Origin of the sequence: Streptomyces mangrovi, from assembly GCF_900114215.1 — a bacterium.
In the GTDB taxonomy this organism is placed as follows: Bacteria; Actinomycetota; Actinomycetes; order Streptomycetales; family Streptomycetaceae; genus Streptomyces; species Streptomyces barkulensis.
In genome coordinates this window covers 1-18,699 of the sequence record NZ_FOSG01000023.1, presented here as the reverse complement: position 1 = coordinate 18,699, position 18,699 = coordinate 1, and the positions used below count along the sequence as shown (strand labels likewise).

The following is an 18,699-nucleotide window of genomic DNA, read 5'->3' as shown; positions in this document are numbered from 1 at the left end:
CCGGGTTCTCCCGGGCGACACCCGGGGATCCCCGGGGTGCTTCCTAGCGCTCCACCTCGCCGTTGATGAACTTCTCCACGTTCTCCCGGGCCTGGTCGTCGAAGTACTGGACCGGCGGGGACTTCATGAAGTAGGAGGAGGCCGACAGGATCGGGCCGCCGACACCGCGGTCCTTCGCGATCTTCGCGGCGCGCAGGGCGTCGATGATGACACCGGCGGAGTTCGGGGAGTCCCAGACCTCCAGCTTGTACTCCAGGTTCAGCGGGACGTCGCCGAACGCGCGGCCCTCCAGGCGGACGTAGGCCCACTTGCGGTCGTCCAGCCAGGCCACGTAGTCCGACGGGCCGATGTGGACGTTGTCCTCGCCCATGTCCCGGTCGGGGATCTGGGAGGTGACGGCCTGGGTCTTGGAGATCTTCTTGGACTCCAGGCGCTCGCGCTCGAGCATGTTCTTGAAGTCCATGTTGCCGCCGACGTTGAGCTGCATCGTGCGGTCGAGGATGACACCGCGGTCCTCGAAGAGCTTGGCCAGCACACGGTGCGTGATGGTCGCGCCCACCTGGGACTTGATGTCGTCGCCGACGATCGGGACACCGGCCTCGGCGAACTTGTTCGCCCACTCCTCGGTACCGGCGATGAAGACCGGCAGGGCGTTGACGAATGCGACACGCGCGTCGATGGCGCACTGCGCGTAGTACTTCGCGGCGTCCTCGGAGCCCACCGGGAGGTAGCAGACCAGGACGTCGACCTCGCGGTCCTTGAGGACCTTCACGATGTCGACCGGCTCCTCGGCCGACTCCTCGATGGTCTGGCGGTAGTACTTGCCCAGGCCGTCGAGGGTGTGGCCGCGCTGGACGGTCACGCCGGTGGCGGGCACGTCGCAGATCTTGATGGTGTTGTTCTCACTGGCGCCGATGGCGTCGGCGAGGTCCAGGCCCACCTTCTTGGCGTCCACGTCGAACGCGGCCACGAACTCGATGTCCGAGATGTGGTAGTCGCCGAACTGCACGTGCATCAGACCCGGCACACGGCTCTTCGGGTCGGCGTCCTTGTAGTACTCGACGCCCTGCACCAGCGAGGCGGCGCAGTTGCCCACGCCGACGATGGCTACGCGAACCGAACCCATTGGCGGTTGCTCCCTGTGTTTGTTCCGTGTCGTTTCCGACGGTGGTGTTGGTGCCGGCCCGCTCGGTGCGGACCTTCACGCGGTGTCATCGGACGGATCGGGCGGGGTCTGCCCCCGGTGCTGATCACGCCCCGCCCGCTCGCTCTCGATGAGTTCGTTGAGCCAGCGGACCTCGCGCTCCACGGACTCCATGCCGTGTCGCTGCAGTTCGAGGGTGTAGTCGTCCAGCCGCTCCCGGGTGCGGGCCAGGGCCGTGCGCATCTTGGCGAGGCGCTCCTCCAGGCGGCTGCGGCGGCCTTCCAGCACCCGCATCCGCACATCGCGCGAGGTCTGGCCGAAGAAGGCGAAGCGGACGCCGAACCCCTCGTCCTCCCAGGTGTCCGGCCCGGTCTGGGAGAGGAGCTCCTCGAAGCGCTCCTTCCCCTCGGCCGTGAGCCGGTAGACGATCTTGGCCCGGCGTCCGGCGAGCGGCGCCGCGAGGGAGTCCTCGGGCTCGTCGCCGGGCTCCTCGGCCAACCATCCGCGCTGGACCAGCGTCTTCAGGCAGGGGTAGAGGGAGCCGTAGCTGAAGGCCCGGAAGACGCCCAGCGAGGTGTTGAGCCGTTTGCGCAGCTCGTAACCGTGCATGGGTGACTCGCGGAGCAGTCCGAGGACGGCGAACTCCAGGATTCCCGAGCGTCTGCCCATCGCCGTCACTCCTTCCACCGGTGTCCGCCGGCCGGCCCGTCCACGGGCGGCCGCCTCGGGCTCACGCCCCGTCGTCCTGTGCCATTGTCTCTCACCGATGTATCGACTCGATACATCGGGGTGATAGCGAAGACGATAGAGCGCCTCCACAGGCGCGACAAGGGGGGATGGGCGCGGGGGAGAGTGAGCGGTTTCACATCGCTCCTTCACTACAGCTCGGTAGCCCCTCTTTCTCCTGAATGCCGGAGATGGGGTTTTCGTACCTGCGTAGTCTGTCCGCTGTGCAGAAGGCCACCGGGAACCAACGAGGCGTCGGACGCGTCCTCGTCCCGGGTGCAGTGCGGCCAGTTCTGGGAACGTGGGCGGGCCGCACTTCGGGGGACTGGAAGTACACTGCCGCCTTCAGGCGCGAGCGCCTGCCCGAGGAGTAGCTGTTCCACATGAGCGAGCACCGTCGTAAGCCACCGCAGTCGCGTGGCCGGCGCGCCGCACAGCCGCCGTCAGGCGGTCGGCGTGCCGCACAGTCGTATGGCTCCACCGCTTCCCACGGCATGCCCTCGGACCGCCCCCACGGCGGCCGGGCCGAGGCACGGCGCGCTGCGCAGCGCGCCGGCGGCGGGGGCGGGGGCGGCAGACGCCGGGCGGCCGAGACCGCCGGGGACGTCACGGTCGTCGGCCGCAGGCGGGGGCGCTACGAGCCCGAGAAGAAGCGCTTCATCGACTACCCCAGGTCCGGCAAGTACGGCTGGCGGCGCTGGATGCCGTCCTGGAAGCTGGTCACCGGCCTGGCCCTGGCCTTCATGGGGATGCTGATCGGCCTCGGCGGACTGGCGCTGGCCATGGTGGAGGTGCCGGACGAGAAGAACGCCCTGGCGCTCCAGCAGAACAACGTCTACTACTGGTCCGACGACACCGTCATGGCCAGGGCCGGCAAGACCAACCGGCAGAACATCAAGATAGAAGATGTTCCCCAGTCGATGCAGAAGGCGGTCGTCGCCGCCGAGAACGCCACCTTCTGGGAGGACAAGGGCGTCGACCCGATCGGCATCGGCCGGGCGGTGTTCAACATGGCCACGGGCGGTGACACCCAGGGCGGCTCGACCATCACCCAGCAGTTCGTCAAGAACACCTATCTGAGCCAGGACCAGACCATCGCCCGCAAGGCGCGGGAGCTGTTCATCTCCATCAAGGTCAACGCCAAGATGGACAAGGACGAGATCCTCCAGGGCTACCTGAACACCAGCTACTACGGGCGCGGCGCACACGGCCTCCAGGCCGCCTCCCAGGCGTACTTCGAGAAGGACGCCAAGGAGCTCACGCCCTCCGAGAGCGCACTGCTCACCACCGTCCTCAAGGGCGCCGACCTGTACGACCCGGCCGGCGGCGAGGGCCCCAACTCCTCCCCCGAGGAGAACCGGAAGCGGGCCGTGAAGCGCTGGAACTGGGTGATGGACCGGCAGGTCGACTTGAAGCTGATGAGCCAGAGCGAGCGGGACAAGTACAAGTTCCCCAAGATCGCCCCACGCAAGGCCCAGGCCGGGCTCAACGGGCAGACCGGCTATCTGGCCTCCCTCGCCGAGAACGAGGTCAAGAAGACCCTGGGCATCAGCAAGCAGAAGTTCGACCAGGGCGGCTACCAGATCTACACGACCTTCGACAAGAAGAAGACCGCCGCGATGGAGAAGGCGGTCAACAAGGTCACCAAGCAGTACATCGACCCCGAGGGAAGCCCTGACACGGACAAGTTCGTCCAGTTCGGCGCCGCCTCGGTGGAGCCGGGCACGGGCAAGGTCGTGGCCATCTACGGCGGCCCGGGCTTCGACAAGGGGCACTTCACCAACAACGCGGACACCCTGGGCGTCCCGGTGGGTTCGACGTGGAAGCCGTTCGTGCTGGCCGCGGCCATGGAGCACGGCACCTACAAGAGCAACGGTGTGGGCGTCGCACCGAGCAGCGAGTACAACGGCGACAACAAGCTGAAGGTCAAGCAGCAGGACGGCACCGACTACCTGGACAAGGAGGGCAATCCCTTCTACCAGGTGAACGACGGCGACAAGGACCACGGGTACGTCACCCTGCGCCGGGCCATGGAGGTCTCCGCCAACACCCCGTTCGTCCAGCTCGGCATGGACGTGGGCATGGACAAGGTCAAGGCCATGGCGGAGAGCGCGGGCATCGAGAAGGACAGCTTCGACCCGAACCTCAACCCGTCCTTCGCGCTGGGCACCTCCACCCCGGGCGCCATCGAGATGGCCAACTCCTATGCGACCTTCGCCGCCTCGGGAACCCAGGTCGACACCTACACGGTGCGGAGGGTGACGCACAACGGCGACGAGGAGCCCGGTTTCGAGAAGCCCCAGAAGGAGACGGCGATGGACTCCGACATCGCCGACAACATCACCGACGTACTGCGCGGCGTCGTCGAGAAGCAGCACGGCACGGGCACCAGGGCCCAAGGGCTGGGCCGCCCCGTGGCGGGCAAGACCGGTACGACCGACAAGAACAAGTCCGCCTGGTGGGTCGGGTACACCCCGCAGCTGTCCACCGCGGTCACCCTGTTCCGTACGGACCCGGAGAAGCGCACCCTGCTGTCGATGAACGGCACGGGTGGTTTCGATTCCATCCACGGTGGCCGGCTGCCCACCGAGGTGTGGACGGCGTACATGAAGAGCGCCCTCAAGGGGGAGCCGGCGAAGGACTTCCCCGAGCCCGGCCCGGTCGGCAAGAAGATCGACCAGGTCGGCGCTCCGTCGCCGTCGCCATCGCCGTCGGAGAGCGAGGAGCCCGAGCCGTCGCCGTCGGAGAGTGAGGAGCCCGAGCCCAGCACGGAGCCGTCTCCGTCCCAGGAGACGCCGTCCGGTCCTCCGTCGAGCACCTGCCGTCCCAACGACTGGTTCTGTGACGACACCGGGGGCACGGACACCGGCGGAACCGACACCGGGGGCACAGACACCGGCGGAACCGACACCGGGGGCACAGACACCGGCGGAACCGACACCGGAGGGACCGACACCGGCGGAACCGACACCGGAGGGAACGGCAACGGAGGAAACGGCGGCAACAGCGGCGGCATCTGGGGCCAGGACGGTTCCTGAGAAGGCCTCGGGGCAGTGACCGCCCCCTGCCGGGACTTTCGGCGGGGAGCGCTGAGAAGGACACGGGAAGCGGCGTCGGAAACGGCGCCGCTTCCGGCTTCTCCGGGCCCGGCCGTCTCGGCCTGGCCGGCCCGCCGGGCAGCCGGGGCAGCCGGGACCGGCGGGACCGGCGGGACCGGCGGGCCACCATCTCGCGTACCGCATGCCCGGATCCGCCATACGGCAGGATGTGGCCCATGACGAGCGCGCACCAGGAGCAGCAGGCACCGGTACGGCCCACCGTCCAGGACGAGGTCTCCGCCGCGGGCAGCGAGCTGATCGGCGGGCCGATCGGCAGGCGTGCGCTGACCGGACGGTCCTGGTGGACGCCGGTACGGGTCGTGCTGCTGGTGATGCTGGGGATGTTCGCGCTCGGCATGGTGCAGAAAGCGCCCTGCTACGAGAGCGGCTGGTTCCGCGGGGCGACCAGCCAGTATGTGCACGCCTGCTACTCCGACATCCCGCACCTCTACACCGGTCGCGGCTTCGCCGCCGATCTCACGCCGTACTTCGACCGCATCCCCCAGGAGATCTCCGGCGGGATGGAGTACCTGGAGTACCCGGTGCTGACCGGGGTGTTCATGGAGGTGGCGTCCTGGCTCACACCGCAGGGCGGCGAGATGATGCAGCGGCAGCAGATCTACTGGATGGTCAACGCCGGGATGCTGATGATCTGCGCCGCCGTCCTGGTGGTGTGCGTCGCCCGCACCCACCGGCGGCGCCCATGGGACGCGCTGCTGGTCGCACTCGCCCCGGCCCTCGCGCTCACCGCGACGATCAACTGGGACCTGCTGGCGGTGTCCCTGACCGCCGCCTCGATGCTGATGTGGGCGCGCGGCCGCCCGTTCGCCTCGGGGGTGCTGCTGGGGCTGGCGACCGCCGCCAAGTTCTATCCGTTCCTACTGCTGGGGCCGCTGCTGGTGCTCTGCTGGCGTGCGGGGCGCCGGAGGGCGTTCGGCGTGGCACTGGGCGGAGCCGTGGCCTCCTGGCTGGCGGTGAACCTGCCCGTCATGCTGCTCGCCCCGGAGGGCTGGGGAAAGTTCTACTCCTTCAGCCAGGAACGGAACATCGACTTCGGTTCGTTCTGGCTGATCATCTCGCAGCGCACCGGCAATCCGCTGGAACACGCCAACACCTACGCCACGCTGCTGGTGCTGCTGGGCTGTGCGGCGATCGCCCTGCTCACCCTGCGCGCGCCGCGCCGTCCGCGCTTCGCGCAGCTCGCCTTCCTCGTGGTCGCCCTGTTCATCGTGACCAACAAGGTCTACTCGCCGCAGTACGTGCTGTGGCTGATCCCGCTGGCCGCCCTGGCCCGGCCGCGGTGGCGCGACTTCCTGATCTGGCAGGCGTGCGAGGTGATGTACTACCTCGGCATCTGGTTCTACCTGGCCTACACCGGCAGCGGTGACGACCACCACGGGCTCCCCACCGAGGGCTACCAGTTCGCGATCGTGCTCCATCTACTGGGCACGCTGTATCTGTGTGCCGTGGTGGTACGGGACATCCTGCTGCCGGACCGGGATGTGGTCCGCCGGGACGGCTCCGACGACCCCTCCGGGGGCGTCCTCGACCACGCACCCGATGTCTTCGTCCTCGGCTCCCGAGGGCATCGTCCCCTGGCTCTTCCCGGCCCTCAGAATCCTCAGAACCCTCAAAGCCATCAGAACTCTCAGCTCCCTGAGGACCGGACGGCACGCCGGGAACCCAGCATCGGCGGGGAATGACGCTCGCCCGTCCCTGTGGTGTTTCACGTGAAACACCACAGGGACCGACCGCGCCCGGGGGCGCTGCGCCTCCCTGCCGGGCAGGTGTGTGAGGCTGACCGCATGGCTGTTGTGCGTGATCTGCGCGTGCTCCTGCGCTTCTCCGGCTTCCGCCGGCTGCTGGCGGTACGACTGCTGTCCCAGTCGGCCGACGGAGTCTTCCAGGTCGCGCTCGCCGCCTATGTGGTCTTCTCTCCCGAGCAGCAGACCTCCCCCGCCGCCATCGCCTCCGCTATGGCCGTCCTGCTGCTGCCGTACTCACTGCTCGGCCCCTTCGCCGGGGTACTGCTCGACCGGTGGCAGCGACGGCAGGTGCTGCTGTTCGGCAATCTGCTGCGCGCCGTGCTGGCGACCGCCACCGCGGCACTGGTGCTGACCTCGGCGCCACTGTGGCTGTTCTACCTCGCCGCGCTCTCGGTCACCGCCGTCAACCGCTTCGTACTCGCCGGGCTCTCCGCCGCGCTGCCGCATGTGGTGGACGGCGAACGGCTGGTGATGGCGAACTCCCTGTCCCCCACCGCAGGCACCCTGGCGGCCACCGCGGGAGGCGGGCTCGCCTTCCTCGTACGGATCCCCGCCCCGGACGGCGCGGGCGCGGACGCCATGGTCGTGGCTCTCGGTGCCGGCCTCTATCTACTGGGAGCCCTGGCATCACTCCGGATCGGCCGTGGAACGCTCGGGCCGGACACGATCATCCGGGCCCGGCTGAGCATCGCGCTGACCGATGTCGCGCGCGGACTGGTCGCCGGACTGCGCCATCTGGGGGAGCGGCGCAGAGCCGCCCAGTCACTCGCCTCGATGGCGGTGCTGCGCTTCTGTTACGGCGCGCTGACGGTGATGGTGCTGATGCTGAGCCGGTATGCCTGGGACGGTGGCGACGGGGGAGGCAATGGCGACGCTGGAGGCACTCTGGGCGGGATGGCGCTTCTGGGGCTGGCCGTGGGCGTCTCCGGACTGGGCTTCTTCACCGCGGCCGTCATCACCCCCTGGGCCGTACAGCGCGTCGGCCGGTTCGGCTGGATCGCGCTGTGTGCCGCGGGGGCTGCGGTACTGGTGCCCGCGTTGGCGCTGCCCTTCCGGCCCGTTCCCGTACTGGGCGCCGCCTTCGTGGTGGGGCTGGCCACTCAGGGCGCGAAGATCACCACGGACACGGTCGTGCAGTCATCGGTGGACGATGTCTACCGCGGGAGGGTCTTCTCCCTGTACGACATGCTCTTCAACGTCGCCTTCGTCGGCGCCGCCGGGGTGGCCGCCCTGATACTCCCCCCGGACGGCCGTTCGCCGACTCTGGTGATGACGGTGACGGCGCTGTACGCAGCGGTGGCCGTTGCGGTGTTTCACGTGAAACGCCGAAACGGCCACCGCGATGAGAGCAGCGATACGGTCAGTCCCGACCGGCCCACCACTGCCTGAGGGCCTCGGTCGCGGCCTCACGCCCCATCGGGCCGTGCTCCAGCCGCAACTCCAGTAGGTGCCGGTAGGCCTCGCCCACCTCGGGGCCGGGGTGCAGCCCGAGGGTCTCCATGATCTCGTTGCCGTTGAGATCCGGGCGGATGGAGTCCAGTTCCTCCTGCTCCTTCAGCCGCGCGATGCGCTCCTCAAGACCGTCGTACGCACGCGACAGGGCGTTGGCCTTGCGCTTGTTGCGCGTGGTGCAGTCCGACCTCGTCAGCTTGTGCAGCCGCTCCAGCAGCGGGCCGGCGTCGCGGACATAGCGCCGCACCGCCGAGTCGGTCCACTCCCCGGTGCCATAGCCGTGGAAGCGCAGATGCAGCTCGACCAGACGCGAGACGTCCTTCACCATCTCGCCCGGGTACTTGAGCTTGGTCATCCGGGACTTGGTCATCTTCGCCCCCACCACCTCGTGGTGGTGGAAGGAGACACGTCCGTCCTTCTCGAACCGGCGTGTCTTCGGTTTGCCGATGTCGTGCAGCAGGGCCGCCAGCCGCAGAGTGAGATCCGGGCCGTCCTCCTCCAGGTCGATGGCCTGCTCCAGCACGGTCAGGGTGTGCTCGTAGACATCCTTGTGCCGGTGGTGCTCATCCCGCTCCAGGCGCAGCGCGGGCAGCTCGGGCAGGACCCGGTCGGCCAGCCCCGTCGTCACCAGCAGCTCCAGGCCACGACGGGGCTGGTCGGCGAGGATCAGTTTGTTCAGCTCGTCCCGCACCCTCTCGGCCGAGACGATCCCGATCCGTTCGGACATCGCCGTCATCGCGGCGACGACCTCGTCCTCCACCTCGAAACCGAGCTGGGCGGCGAAGCGGGCGGCCCGCATCATCCGCAGCGGGTCGTCGGAGAAGGATTCCTCGGGGGTGCCGGGCGTACGCAGCACCCGGCGTGCCAGGTCCTCCAGGCCCCGGTGCGGGTCGACGAAGGTCTTCTCGGGCAGCACGACCGCCATCGCGTTGACGGTGAAGTCCCGGCGGACCAGGTCCTCCTCGATCGAGTCGCCGTAGGAGACCTCGGGCTTGCGCGAGGTCCGGTCGTACGACTCCGACCGGTACGTGGTGACCTCGATCTGGTAGTCGTCCTTGCGGCAGCCCACCGTGCCGAAGGCGATACCCACCTCCCACACCGCGTCTGCCCACGGCCGGACCAGGGCCAGGATGTCCTGCGGCCGGGCATCGGTGGTGAAGTCCAGATCGTTGCCGAGCCTGCCCAGCAGCGCGTCGCGCACGGAACCACCGACCAGGGCCAGGGTGAATCCGGCATCCTTGAAGCGGCGGGCCAGGTCGTCGGCGACGGGGGACACCCGCAGCAGCTCGCTCACGGCTCTGCGCTGGGCTTCCCCCAGCACCGCCGGAGGAGCCTCTCGGGTGGGCCCGTGGGCCTGCTGCTGGGGATGGCTGTCAGTGTTGGCGTTCGGCACAGCAGAACAGGGTACGTGGCCCGTCTCCCGCCGGTCCTCCCCGTTGCTCTCCCGGCCCGTCGGCCGGGCCCGGCCCGTGACCGACGCCATGGTCGGCTCCATGGTCGACGCCATGACCGACGCCGTGGTCGGCTCCGCGGCACTCACGGTCGGCGGGGATCGTTAGCATCTGAGTGCGTCACAGCAGCGGCAGACCAGCAGCAGGCCAGCGGCAGACCACTAGCAGACCATTGGCAGATCGGCAGCGCACCGGTACGGACGACCGGCGGACAGGATGGACGAGGCACGTGGCCGAGGCGGCACAGACCCCAGGGACCCCCATCGCTCCTGCCCGCCGCCGATGGGCGGTGCGCTGCACGGCCGTGCTGGCCGCCTCCCTGCCGCTGCTGACGGGAGTGGCCGCCCAGTCCCCCGCCGAGGCCGCCGTCGCTCTCTCGGCCCCCTCGACCCCCTCTGCGCTCTCAGTCCCTTCCACCCAGGCGGTGCCGGCAGCCCCCACCGCCGACGAGTCCCGCACCGCCTCGGTCTCCATCACCGGGCTCACCCCCTCGGCTCCGGGCAAGGGCGACACGGTCACCGTCTCCGGCCGCGTCAGCAACAGAACCTCCTCCGACATCACCGAGGCCAAGGTCGCGCTGCGCCCCGGCGCCCGGCTGACCACACGCAGCGCGATCGACCGCGCCGACTCGCGCACCGCCTACGTGCCCGGGATCGACGGAGAGGAGATCGGCGGCAAGGGCACCGTGAAGATCGGTGACCTCCCCCCGGGAGCCAGCTTCTCCTTCACCCTGAGCGTGCCGGCCGACAAGCTCCCCTTCGACGAGCCCGGCGTGTACCAGCTCGGTGTGTCGCTGTCGGGCCGGATGGCCGACGAGGCGTACGGACGCGTCCTGGGCATCGAGCGGGCCCTCCTGCCATGGCAGCCGTCCGCGCCCGAGCAGGCCACACAGCTGACCTTCCTGTGGCCGCTGATCTCCTCCACCCACGTCACAGCCCGCACCGAGTCCGGGGACCAGCGGCGGATGCCGGTGTTCGAGGACGACGACCTCGAAGCCGAGATCGCCCCCGGTGGACGGCTCCAGCAGATGGTCGCCCTGGGCAGCAAGCTTCCGGTCACCTGGGTGGTCGACCCGGATCTGCTCGCCTCCGTGGAGGCGATGACCAACAACTACAAGGTGCTGACCGAGGACGGCCGGGAGGTCGCCGGGAAGGGCCAGGCCGACGCCCGGCGATGGCTGCACGAACTGCGGCAGGCGGTGGAGGACGGGGAGGTCGTGGCCCTGCCCTTCGGCGACCCGGATCTCGCCTCCCTCGCCCACCGGGGCAAGAAGGTCTCCGGCGCGCTCAGCCATCTGGGACCGGCCACCGAGCTGGGCCGGATGACGGTGGAGACCACCCTGCTCACCGAGCCCAGCACCGACTTCGCCTGGCCGGTGGAGGGCGCCGTCGACCCCTCCATCGTCTCCGTGGCCACCTCGGCGGGCGCCCACAACGTCATCGCCCGCAGCGACAGCATGCGCGAACCCGCCTCTCTGAACCACACCCCCACCGCCGCCCGGCCGATCGGCGGCGGCACCACCGCGATCGTGGCGGACGCCCGGCTGTCGAAGCTGTTCCAGGGGGACATGACCCGGGCCGACGACTCCACACGGGCCGTACAGCGGTTCCTGGCCCACACCCAGTCGATCACCGCGCAGCAGCCGGGCCGGCAACGCAGCATCGTGGTGGCACCCCGGCGGATGCCCACCGTCAGCCAGGCCCAGGCGATGGCCGACGCACTCGACACACTCCAACTCGACGGACGCTGGGCGGAGTTCGTGAGCCTGTCCGAGGCCGCGGAAGCCGATCCGGACCCACGGGCCGGCCGGAAGGTGCCGGGGCAGGGCTCCTACCCGGACTCGCTGCGCAAGCGGGAGCTGCGGACCGAGTCCTTCGAGAAGATCCGCGCCATCCGGAACACCCTGGACGACTTCAAGAGCATCCTGTCCGAGCCGGCCCGGGTGGAGACGCCCTTCAACACCGCGATCCACCGCTCGATGTCCGTCTCCTGGCGCGGTGACCGCGAGGCCGCGGCGGAGTACCGGGAGTCGGTGGGCGGCTATCTGGAGGAGCTGACGGGCGGTGTCCGGCTGATCGAGAAGTCGGACATGAAGCTGTCCGGCCGCAGCGCCACCATTCCGGTGACCGTGCAGAACAAGCTCCTCCAGGACGTGGAGAACCTGGAGCTGCGGCTGGTCTCCGGGCGCCGGATCGGCCTGGACGTCGGCGAGGCGCAGCCGGTCACGGTGGAGGGCGGGCACAGCCAGTCGGTGAAGGTCCCCACCACCGCCAAGGCCAACGGCCGCACCTGGGTCGAGGCCCGGCTCTACACCGAGGACGGCGATCCCTGGGGCGAGGCGATGAGGTTCCAGGTGGAGGTCACCGAGATCACCTCCGCGGTGATGCTGGTGATCTCCGGCGGAGTCCTGCTCGTGGTGCTGGCCGGGGTCCGGATGTACACCCAGCGCAAGCGCCTCGGCGAACGGCCGGACCCGGACGCCCCCCTGGTGCGGCACGCGGACGGACCGGAGGAGCAGGGGGAGCCGGAGGAGGCCGCGGAGGCCGACGGAAAGCCTGCCGCGGAGGCCGGGGACGGGCAGGCGGGTGACCCCGCCGGGAACACCGGAGCCGGACGTCGCGACCCCTCCGGTGCGGGTGAGAAGGTGGAGCGTTGAGCGAGCTGTCGGGGCCGGGGAAGACGGCCGCGGACGATGAGGTGGGGTTGCAGCGATGAACGCGCCGTACGACCGTGACCGCGGTGATGCGCCCGGCGGTGGGGAGCCGACCGCTCCGGGCGGCCAGGACGCGCAGGAGCGGTACCCCTACCGGCAGTACCCGTACGGTCGGAACACCTCCCAGCCCGCACCTCAGGGCACCCACGGGCAGCCGGGGCGGGGCGGCGACTCGGCGACCGTGCGCTTCACAGGTGTGGACGACATGCTGGAGGCAGGGGCGCGGGAGAGTGGGGGCCGCGCCCGCGACGACGCCTTCGCCCACCTCTTCCACGACCAGCAGGCGTCCCCGTCCCAGGAGCACCGGCAGTACCCGCCGGCCGGGCAGCCGACCGGACAGCAGGAAGAGCCGTACGAGCAGGGAGAGCCGTACGAGCAGCACCAGCCCTCGGGGCCGTACGCGCCGCAGGATCCGTACGCGCCACAAGCGGCTCCCGGAGCCCAGAGCCCCTACGGCCACCGGGAGTCCTACGGGCGGCCCCCGCGGCCCGGCCCACAGCAGCCTCCGTCCCCCGCCGTCTCCGGGCCACAGTCCCCACCGCCGCCACCGCCGCCCCAGGCGGCACCGGAAGCGGAAGGCACCCCCACGGACCCGCCTCCCGCGGCGGCGGGCAGGTCCGCCCGCCGGGGCGGCGGCATACTGAAGTCCAGCGCCATCATGGCCGCGGGCACGATGGTCTCCCGGCTCACGGGCTTCGTCCGCACCCTGGTGATCACCGCCGCACTCGGCGCCGCACTGCTCGGCGACGCCTACACCGTGGCGTACACGCTGCCGACGATGATCTACATCCTGTCCATCGGCGGCGGCCTGAACTCCGTCTTCGTGCCGCAGCTCGTACGCGCCATGAAGAACGACGAGGACGGCGGTGAGGCTTACGCCAACCGTCTCCTCACCCTGGTCATGGTCGTCCTCGGCGGGCTGGTCGCCCTCACGGTGCTGGGTGCGCCGCTGCTGGTGCGGGCACTGTCCGTGCAGATCGCCGACGACCCGGCCGCCAACAACGTGGCGGTCACCTTCGCCCGCTACTGCCTGCCCACGATCTTCTTCATGGGTGTCCACGTCGTCATGGGCCAGATCCTCAACGCCCGGGGCCGCTTCGGCGCGATGATGTGGACCCCCGTCCTGAACAACGTCGTCATCATCACCACATTCGGCCTCTTCATCTGGGTGTACGGCACGGCCCGCACTTCCGGGATGAGTGTGGAGACGATCCCGCCGGAGGGCGTCCGGCTGCTCGGCGTCGGCACCCTGCTGGGGCTGGTCGTCCAGGCCCTGGCGATGATCCCCTACCTGCGCGCCACCGGCTTCCGTGTCCGTCCGCGCTTCGACTGGCGCGGCCACGGCCTGGGCAAGGCGGCCCGGCTCGCCAAATGGACGTTCCTGTTCGTCCTGGCCAACCAGGCGGGCGTCCTGGTCGTCACCCAGCTCGCCACCTGGGCCGGTAAGGCCGCCGACGCCGAGGGACATCCCGGTACGGGCATCCTCGGCTACAGCAACGCCCAGCTGATCTGGCAGATGCCGCAGGCCATCATCACCGTCTCGGTGATGGCCGCCCTGCTGCCGAGGATCTCCCGCGCCGCCCACGACGGCGATCCGGCCGCCGTCCGCGACGACATCTCGCACGGACTGCGCACCTCGGCCGTCGCCATCGTGCCGGTGTCCTTCGCCTTCGTGGCCCTCGGTGTACCGATGTGCCTGCTGATGTACTTCTCCGCGGGCATCGACGCGGCCACCTCGATGGGCTACATCCTGATGGCCTTCGGCCTCGGACTGATCCCCTACTCCGTGCAGTACGTGGTCCTGCGCGGCTTCTACGCCTACGAGGACACCCGCACCCCCTTCTACAACACGGTGATCGTGGCCGCCTGCAACGCGGCGGGCTCCGCTCTGGCCTTCCTGCTGCTGCCCAGCCGGTGGGCGGTCGTCGGCATGGCCGCCGCCTACGGCCTCGCCTACGCCGTGGGCGTAGGCGTCGCCTGGAAGCGGCTGAGCAGGAAGCTGGGCGGCGATCTGGACGGCCCCCGCATCGTGCGCGCCTACGCCAGGCTCTGCGGCGCCGGCACCCCGGCCGCACTGGCCGGTGGCGCGGTCGCCTACGCCGTCGTCCGGGCCCTCGGCCCCGGCGTCGTCAGCGGTGCCGCGGCCCTGGCCGCGGGCGGTCTGGTGCTGGGCGCGGTCTTCGTTCTGACAGCCCGGCGTATGCGGGTGGAGGAGCTGACCGCCATGATGGGCATGGTCCGCGCGAAGCTCGGCCGCTGACGGCCTTCCGAGGCCGGTCGCACAACCTTCGGCCCCACCCGTGTGTCGTGCACAGCGGCGGACTGTGGGCACAATTGTCTCTGGCTGTGTCGGGAAACAGGCTGTAACGAATGGGGAGGCGGGAGCGACGGTGGCGGAACGGAGCACGGCTGCCGTCGACGTGGCCGGCGAAAGCGGCGGGACGGACGGCGGGAACAAGCCGCCGACCACCGCTGTCGAGCGGGCCACGGCCGACGGTTCCACGGACCACGACGGCGATGACAGCGCAACGGCGGAAGCCTCCGGCGCCCCTGATACCGCCGACGCGGTGACATCGGCCTCCGAGCCCTCCCGGACCCCGCAGCCGCCCGAGCTGCACAGCGGTCACAAGCTCGCCCGGCGCTACCGTCTGGAGGAGTGCATCACCCGTCTGGACGGGTTCAGCAGTTGGCGAGCCGTCGACGAGAAACTGCGCCGCGCCGTCGGCGTCCATCTCCTCGCAGCCGACCACCCCCGCGCCCGGCCGGTCCTGGCCGCCGCCCGCTCCGCAGCCCTCCTCGGCGATCCCCGCTTCGTGCAGGTACTGGACGCGGTCGAGGAGAACGACCTCGTCTACGTCGTCCACGAGTGGCTCCCGGACGCCACCCCTCTCACAGCCCTTCTCGCCTCCGGTCCGCTGCCCACCCACGAGGCCTATCAGCTCGTCAGCCAGATCACCCAGGCGATGGCCGCCGCCCACCGCGAGGGCCTGGCTCATCTGCGGCTGACCCCCGGCTGCGTCCTGCGCACCGCCGCCGGCCAGTACCGCATCCGCGGCCTCGCCGTGAACGCCGCCCTGCGCGGTATCACCTCCGATCACCCCCAGCGCACCGACACCGAGGCGATCGGCGCTCTTCTGTATGCCTCCCTCGCCCACCGCTGGCCGTACGGCGAGGACGCCTACGGCCTCGGCGGCATGGCCGAGCTGACCGGCGACTCCCTCATCCCCCCGGACCAGGTACGCGCCGGGGTGCACCGCGGGCTCTCCGAGCTGGCCATGCGCGCGATGGTCAACGACGGTGCCACCGCCTCCCGCCAGGAACAGCCCTGCACCACCCCCGAGGAGCTGGCCAAGGCGATCGCCGCGCTGCCGCGCATCCGGCCGCCCGAGCCCGAGTTCACCGCTCCGCCGCCGTACCAGGGCCCCGGTTACCGGCAGGGGGCCTACGGCGGTCCCGTGCCCCGTCCTCCCGCGGGGCCCGCAGGCGCGCCCACCGTGACGACGGCGCCGGCGCCTCCCGCACTGCCCGGCCGCGCCGGCAGGCTGCTGAAGTGGGGCGTCTCCGCTCTGCTCATCGCCGCACTGGGACTGGGAAGCTGGCAACTGGCCGACACTCTCCTGAAGGGCGGCGAGCCCCCGGCGCCGGACCCGGGGCAGAGCGAGATCGAGCAGCAGAAGCAGCCGGAGACCGCTCCCACGGGCAGGCCGGTCGAGATCTCCCTCGCCAAGGACTTCGACCCGTTCGGTGGTGATCCCACCGAGAACAGCGGCCAGGTGGGCAGAGCGATCGACGGCGACGCCGGCACCTTCTGGCAGACCATGTACTACAACAGCGCGAAGTTCGGGAACCTCAAGGACGGCGTGGGTCTGATCCTCGACCTGGGCGAGGCCCGGCAGATCAGCACTGTCAAGGTCGGTTTCAGGGGCAGCACCTCCGTCGACTTCCTGGCCACGGACGAGGACACCGCGCAGATGCCCGGCTCGTTGAACGGCTTCAGCAAGGTCAGCAGCGGCTCCGGAACCGAAGTGGAGCTCAAGGCCAAGAAGCCGATCAGGACGCGCTACGTCCTGGTGTGGCTCACCGAACTCCCCCTGACGGAGGAAGGCAACTACCGTGGCCGCATCACGGAGGTCGAGGTCCTCAGCTGACCTGCCGCCCGTGGACACAGCGGACTGAGGAGGGGACCGGCTGGTGGGCGACGAGGTGACGGGTGGCGCCGTCGACGGTGCCGGGGACACGAGCGGCCCCGATGACGCGGACAGAGTCGACGACCGGGAGCTCCTCGCCCGCCATGTCGCCGGCGATCCACAGGCCTTCGGTGAGATCGTGCGCCGCCATCGCGACCGGCTCTGGGCCGTGGCTCTGCGTGTTCTGAGGGATCGTGAGGAAGCCGCCGACGCCGTCCAGGACGCCTTTGTCTCCGCTTACCGAAGCGCCCACACCTTCCAGGGGCGGTCCGCGGTCACCACCTGGCTGCACCGCATCACTGTGAACGCCTGCCTGGACCGCGCACGCAAGGCGGCCAGCCGCCGCACCTCGCCCATCGCCGAGCCCGAGCGTCTGGAACGACTCCTGGAGCCGCACGAGTCCGCCGCCGTGCCCGCCGAGCGCCAGGACCTTCATCGCCAGCTCATCGCCGCGCTCTCCCAGTTGCCGCCGGAGCAGCGGGCGGCGCTCGTCCTCGTCGATATGCAGGGCTATCCGGTCGCCGAGGCGGCCCGCATCCTCAATGTCGCCGTCGGGACCGTCAAGAGCCGCTGTGCCCGCGGCAGAGCCCGGCTGCTGCCGTTGGTCGGCCATCTACGCTCTGAGGGTCCGGCTGCGGGAACCCGGGCGGGCGCCGGCAGAAGGAACCGGACACAGGGGGCGTCCGTCCCACCGGCAAGAGGGAAACCAGGCACCGGGGCCGTGAAGGGCGGAGGTGAGCACGCATGACATCCATGTCTTCCGCGTCGTTCGGCGCTGACGGGCACCCCGAGGTCGACGAGATCTCCGACTTCACCGAGGGGCTGCTCCCCCCGGAACGCTCGGCCGGTCTACGCGCCCATCTGTCGGGCTGCGCGCTGTGCGCAGACGTACGGGCCTCCCTGGAGGAGATCCGCAACACGCTGGGCACCCTTCCGGAGCCGACCCCGATGCCGTCCGATGTGGCAGGCCGTATCGACGCCGCGCTGGCCGCCGAGGCCCTGCTCAGCGCCTCCACTCTCTTCGGCGATGAGATCCGGGGTACTTCCCCCTCGGCCTCTCCGGCGGATACGCCAACCGCTGTTTCACGTGAAACGGCCCGCTCCAGTCGGCCCACGGGCCGGTCTGCCGGCCGGCCCGCAGGGCGACCACGAGGCGCCGGAGGCCCGGGCAGGGCCGGCAGCGGGCGACCGCGCCGCTGGGGCACCGCCTTGCTCGGCACCGCGGGTGCGGCAGCCCTTCTCGCTCTCGGCGCGGTCTTCCTTCCAGGCGTGGGAGCAGACTTCTCCGGGGGCACGGACAAGGGTGTGGCCGCGGACGCCGGTGCGGAGAGCGACCGGAGCGATCAGGCACTGGAGGCACGCGTACGGTCCCTACTGGCCGGCAGCGAATCAGGGAAGCGGGAGCAGGAGAGTCAAGGGAGCCTGAAGAAGACGGACCCCGGTTCTCCCGACTTCAGCCTCAAGGCAAGCCCCGGGTCCCCGGGCACGTCCACGACCACCATGCCGCTGTGCGTTCGTGAGGGCGTCGACCGTGACGAGACACCTCTGGCCATCGGCATGAGTGACTACGAGGGACGACAGGCGTACATCGTGGTCCTACCGCATGAGGCCGACGGTTCCCGGGTGGATGCCTATGTGATCGACGCCGACTGCGTCGGCAAGGAGCCTCCCGCCGCCGGCACGGTGCTGACCACCCGTACCTATCCGCGCTGAGCGTCCCGCCCACGCAATACCACGGCCGGGAATGCCTGGCTCCTAGGATTCGTTGGGTCGGGTAAGCCTCCCCAAGGCGATGCTCCCGACAGGCATCCATCGGTAAACCCATCGGCAGACAAGGAAGACTCCGTGAGCGACGTCCGCAACGTGATCATCATCGGCTCCGGGCCGGCGGGATACACCGCAGCGCTCTACACCGCCCGCGCCGCCCTGAAGCCGCTGGTCTTCGAAGGCTCGGTGACCGCCGGCGGCGCGCTGATGAACACCACCGAGGTGGAGAACTTCCCCGGCTTCCGCGACGGCGTCATGGGCCCGGACCTGATGGACGACATGCGCGCCCAGGCCGAGCGGTTCGGCGCCGAACTGATCGCCGACGACATCACCGCCGTCGACCTCGAGGGCGAGATCAAGACCGTGACCGACTCGGCCGGCACCACCCACCGGGC

Annotated in this window: 12 protein-coding genes; 9 read left to right on the top strand and 3 right to left on the bottom strand. The window is 70.1% G+C overall.

Going from position 1 to position 18,699, the window contains the following annotated elements; translation table 11 throughout:
• Positions 1-43: 43 nt before the first annotated feature.
• Both BM237_RS24415 and BM237_RS24410 read right to left on the bottom strand, forming a co-directional pair.
• On the bottom strand, positions 44-1,126 hold the full coding sequence (locus BM237_RS24415; RefSeq protein ID WP_093851889.1) for an inositol-3-phosphate synthase: 1,083 nt from the start codon (positions 1,124-1,126) through the stop codon (positions 44-46).
• A 75-nt stretch (positions 1,127-1,201) separates the two neighbouring features.
• A complete protein-coding gene (locus BM237_RS24410) occupies positions 1,202-1,813 on the bottom strand; it encodes a PadR family transcriptional regulator (RefSeq protein WP_093851888.1) in 612 nt (203 codons plus the stop codon).
• Positions 1,814-2,253: 440 nt separating this feature from the next.
• Between BM237_RS24410 and BM237_RS24405 the strand changes: the two genes are divergently transcribed.
• The 3 genes from BM237_RS24405 to BM237_RS24395 all read left to right on the top strand — a co-directional run bounded on the left by BM237_RS24405 (position 2,254) and on the right by BM237_RS24395 (position 8,123).
• On the top strand, positions 2,254-4,908 hold the full coding sequence (locus BM237_RS24405; RefSeq protein WP_093851887.1) for a transglycosylase domain-containing protein: 2,655 nt from the start codon (positions 2,254-2,256) through the stop codon (positions 4,906-4,908).
• A gap of 236 nt (positions 4,909-5,144) precedes the next feature.
• Entirely contained in the window at positions 5,145-6,671 is a 1,527-nt protein-coding gene (locus BM237_RS24400; RefSeq protein WP_093851886.1) for a glycosyltransferase family 87 protein, read from the top strand.
• Positions 6,672-6,773: 102 nt separating this feature from the next.
• Positions 6,774-8,123 carry an MFS transporter gene (locus BM237_RS24395; RefSeq protein ID WP_093851885.1) on the top strand — a complete coding sequence of 450 codons (1,350 nt, stop codon included), beginning with the start codon at positions 6,774-6,776 and terminating at the stop codon, positions 8,121-8,123.
• Here the strand turns inward: BM237_RS24395 and BM237_RS24390 are convergent.
• A complete protein-coding gene (locus BM237_RS24390; protein ID WP_425443737.1) occupies positions 8,095-9,579 on the bottom strand; it encodes a CCA tRNA nucleotidyltransferase in 1,485 nt (494 codons plus the stop codon). The two genes, BM237_RS24395 and BM237_RS24390, sit on opposite strands and share 29 nt — an antisense overlap.
• A gap of 287 nt (positions 9,580-9,866) precedes the next feature.
• Between BM237_RS24390 and BM237_RS24385 the strand changes: the two genes are divergently transcribed.
• The 6 genes from BM237_RS24385 to BM237_RS24360 all read left to right on the top strand — a co-directional run.
• Positions 9,867-12,293 (top strand): DUF6049 family protein, encoded by a 2,427-nt coding sequence (locus BM237_RS24385; RefSeq protein WP_093851884.1) that lies wholly within the window; start codon positions 9,867-9,869, stop codon positions 12,291-12,293.
• A gap of 55 nt (positions 12,294-12,348) precedes the next feature.
• Positions 12,349-14,610: a murein biosynthesis integral membrane protein MurJ gene (gene murJ, locus BM237_RS24380; RefSeq protein WP_093851883.1), complete on the top strand. Its 2,262-nt coding sequence runs from the start codon at positions 12,349-12,351 to the stop codon at positions 14,608-14,610.
• Between the two features lie 130 nt (positions 14,611-14,740).
• On the top strand, positions 14,741-16,498 hold the full coding sequence (locus BM237_RS24375; RefSeq protein ID WP_093851882.1) for a protein kinase family protein: 1,758 nt from the start codon (positions 14,741-14,743) through the stop codon (positions 16,496-16,498).
• A gap of 55 nt (positions 16,499-16,553) precedes the next feature.
• Positions 16,554-17,285, top strand: coding sequence for an RNA polymerase sigma factor SigM (gene sigM, locus BM237_RS24370; protein WP_093851950.1), 732 nt, complete (start codon positions 16,554-16,556; stop codon positions 17,283-17,285).
• A complete protein-coding gene (locus BM237_RS24365; RefSeq protein WP_342746255.1) occupies positions 17,282-18,250 on the top strand; it encodes an anti-sigma factor family protein in 969 nt (322 codons plus the stop codon). Before sigM ends, BM237_RS24365 begins: the two co-directional genes overlap by 4 nt.
• A 132-nt stretch (positions 18,251-18,382) precedes the next feature.
• The coding region (locus BM237_RS24360; protein ID WP_139238166.1) for an NAD(P)/FAD-dependent oxidoreductase at positions 18,383-18,699 on the top strand (317 nt) is incomplete at its 3' end.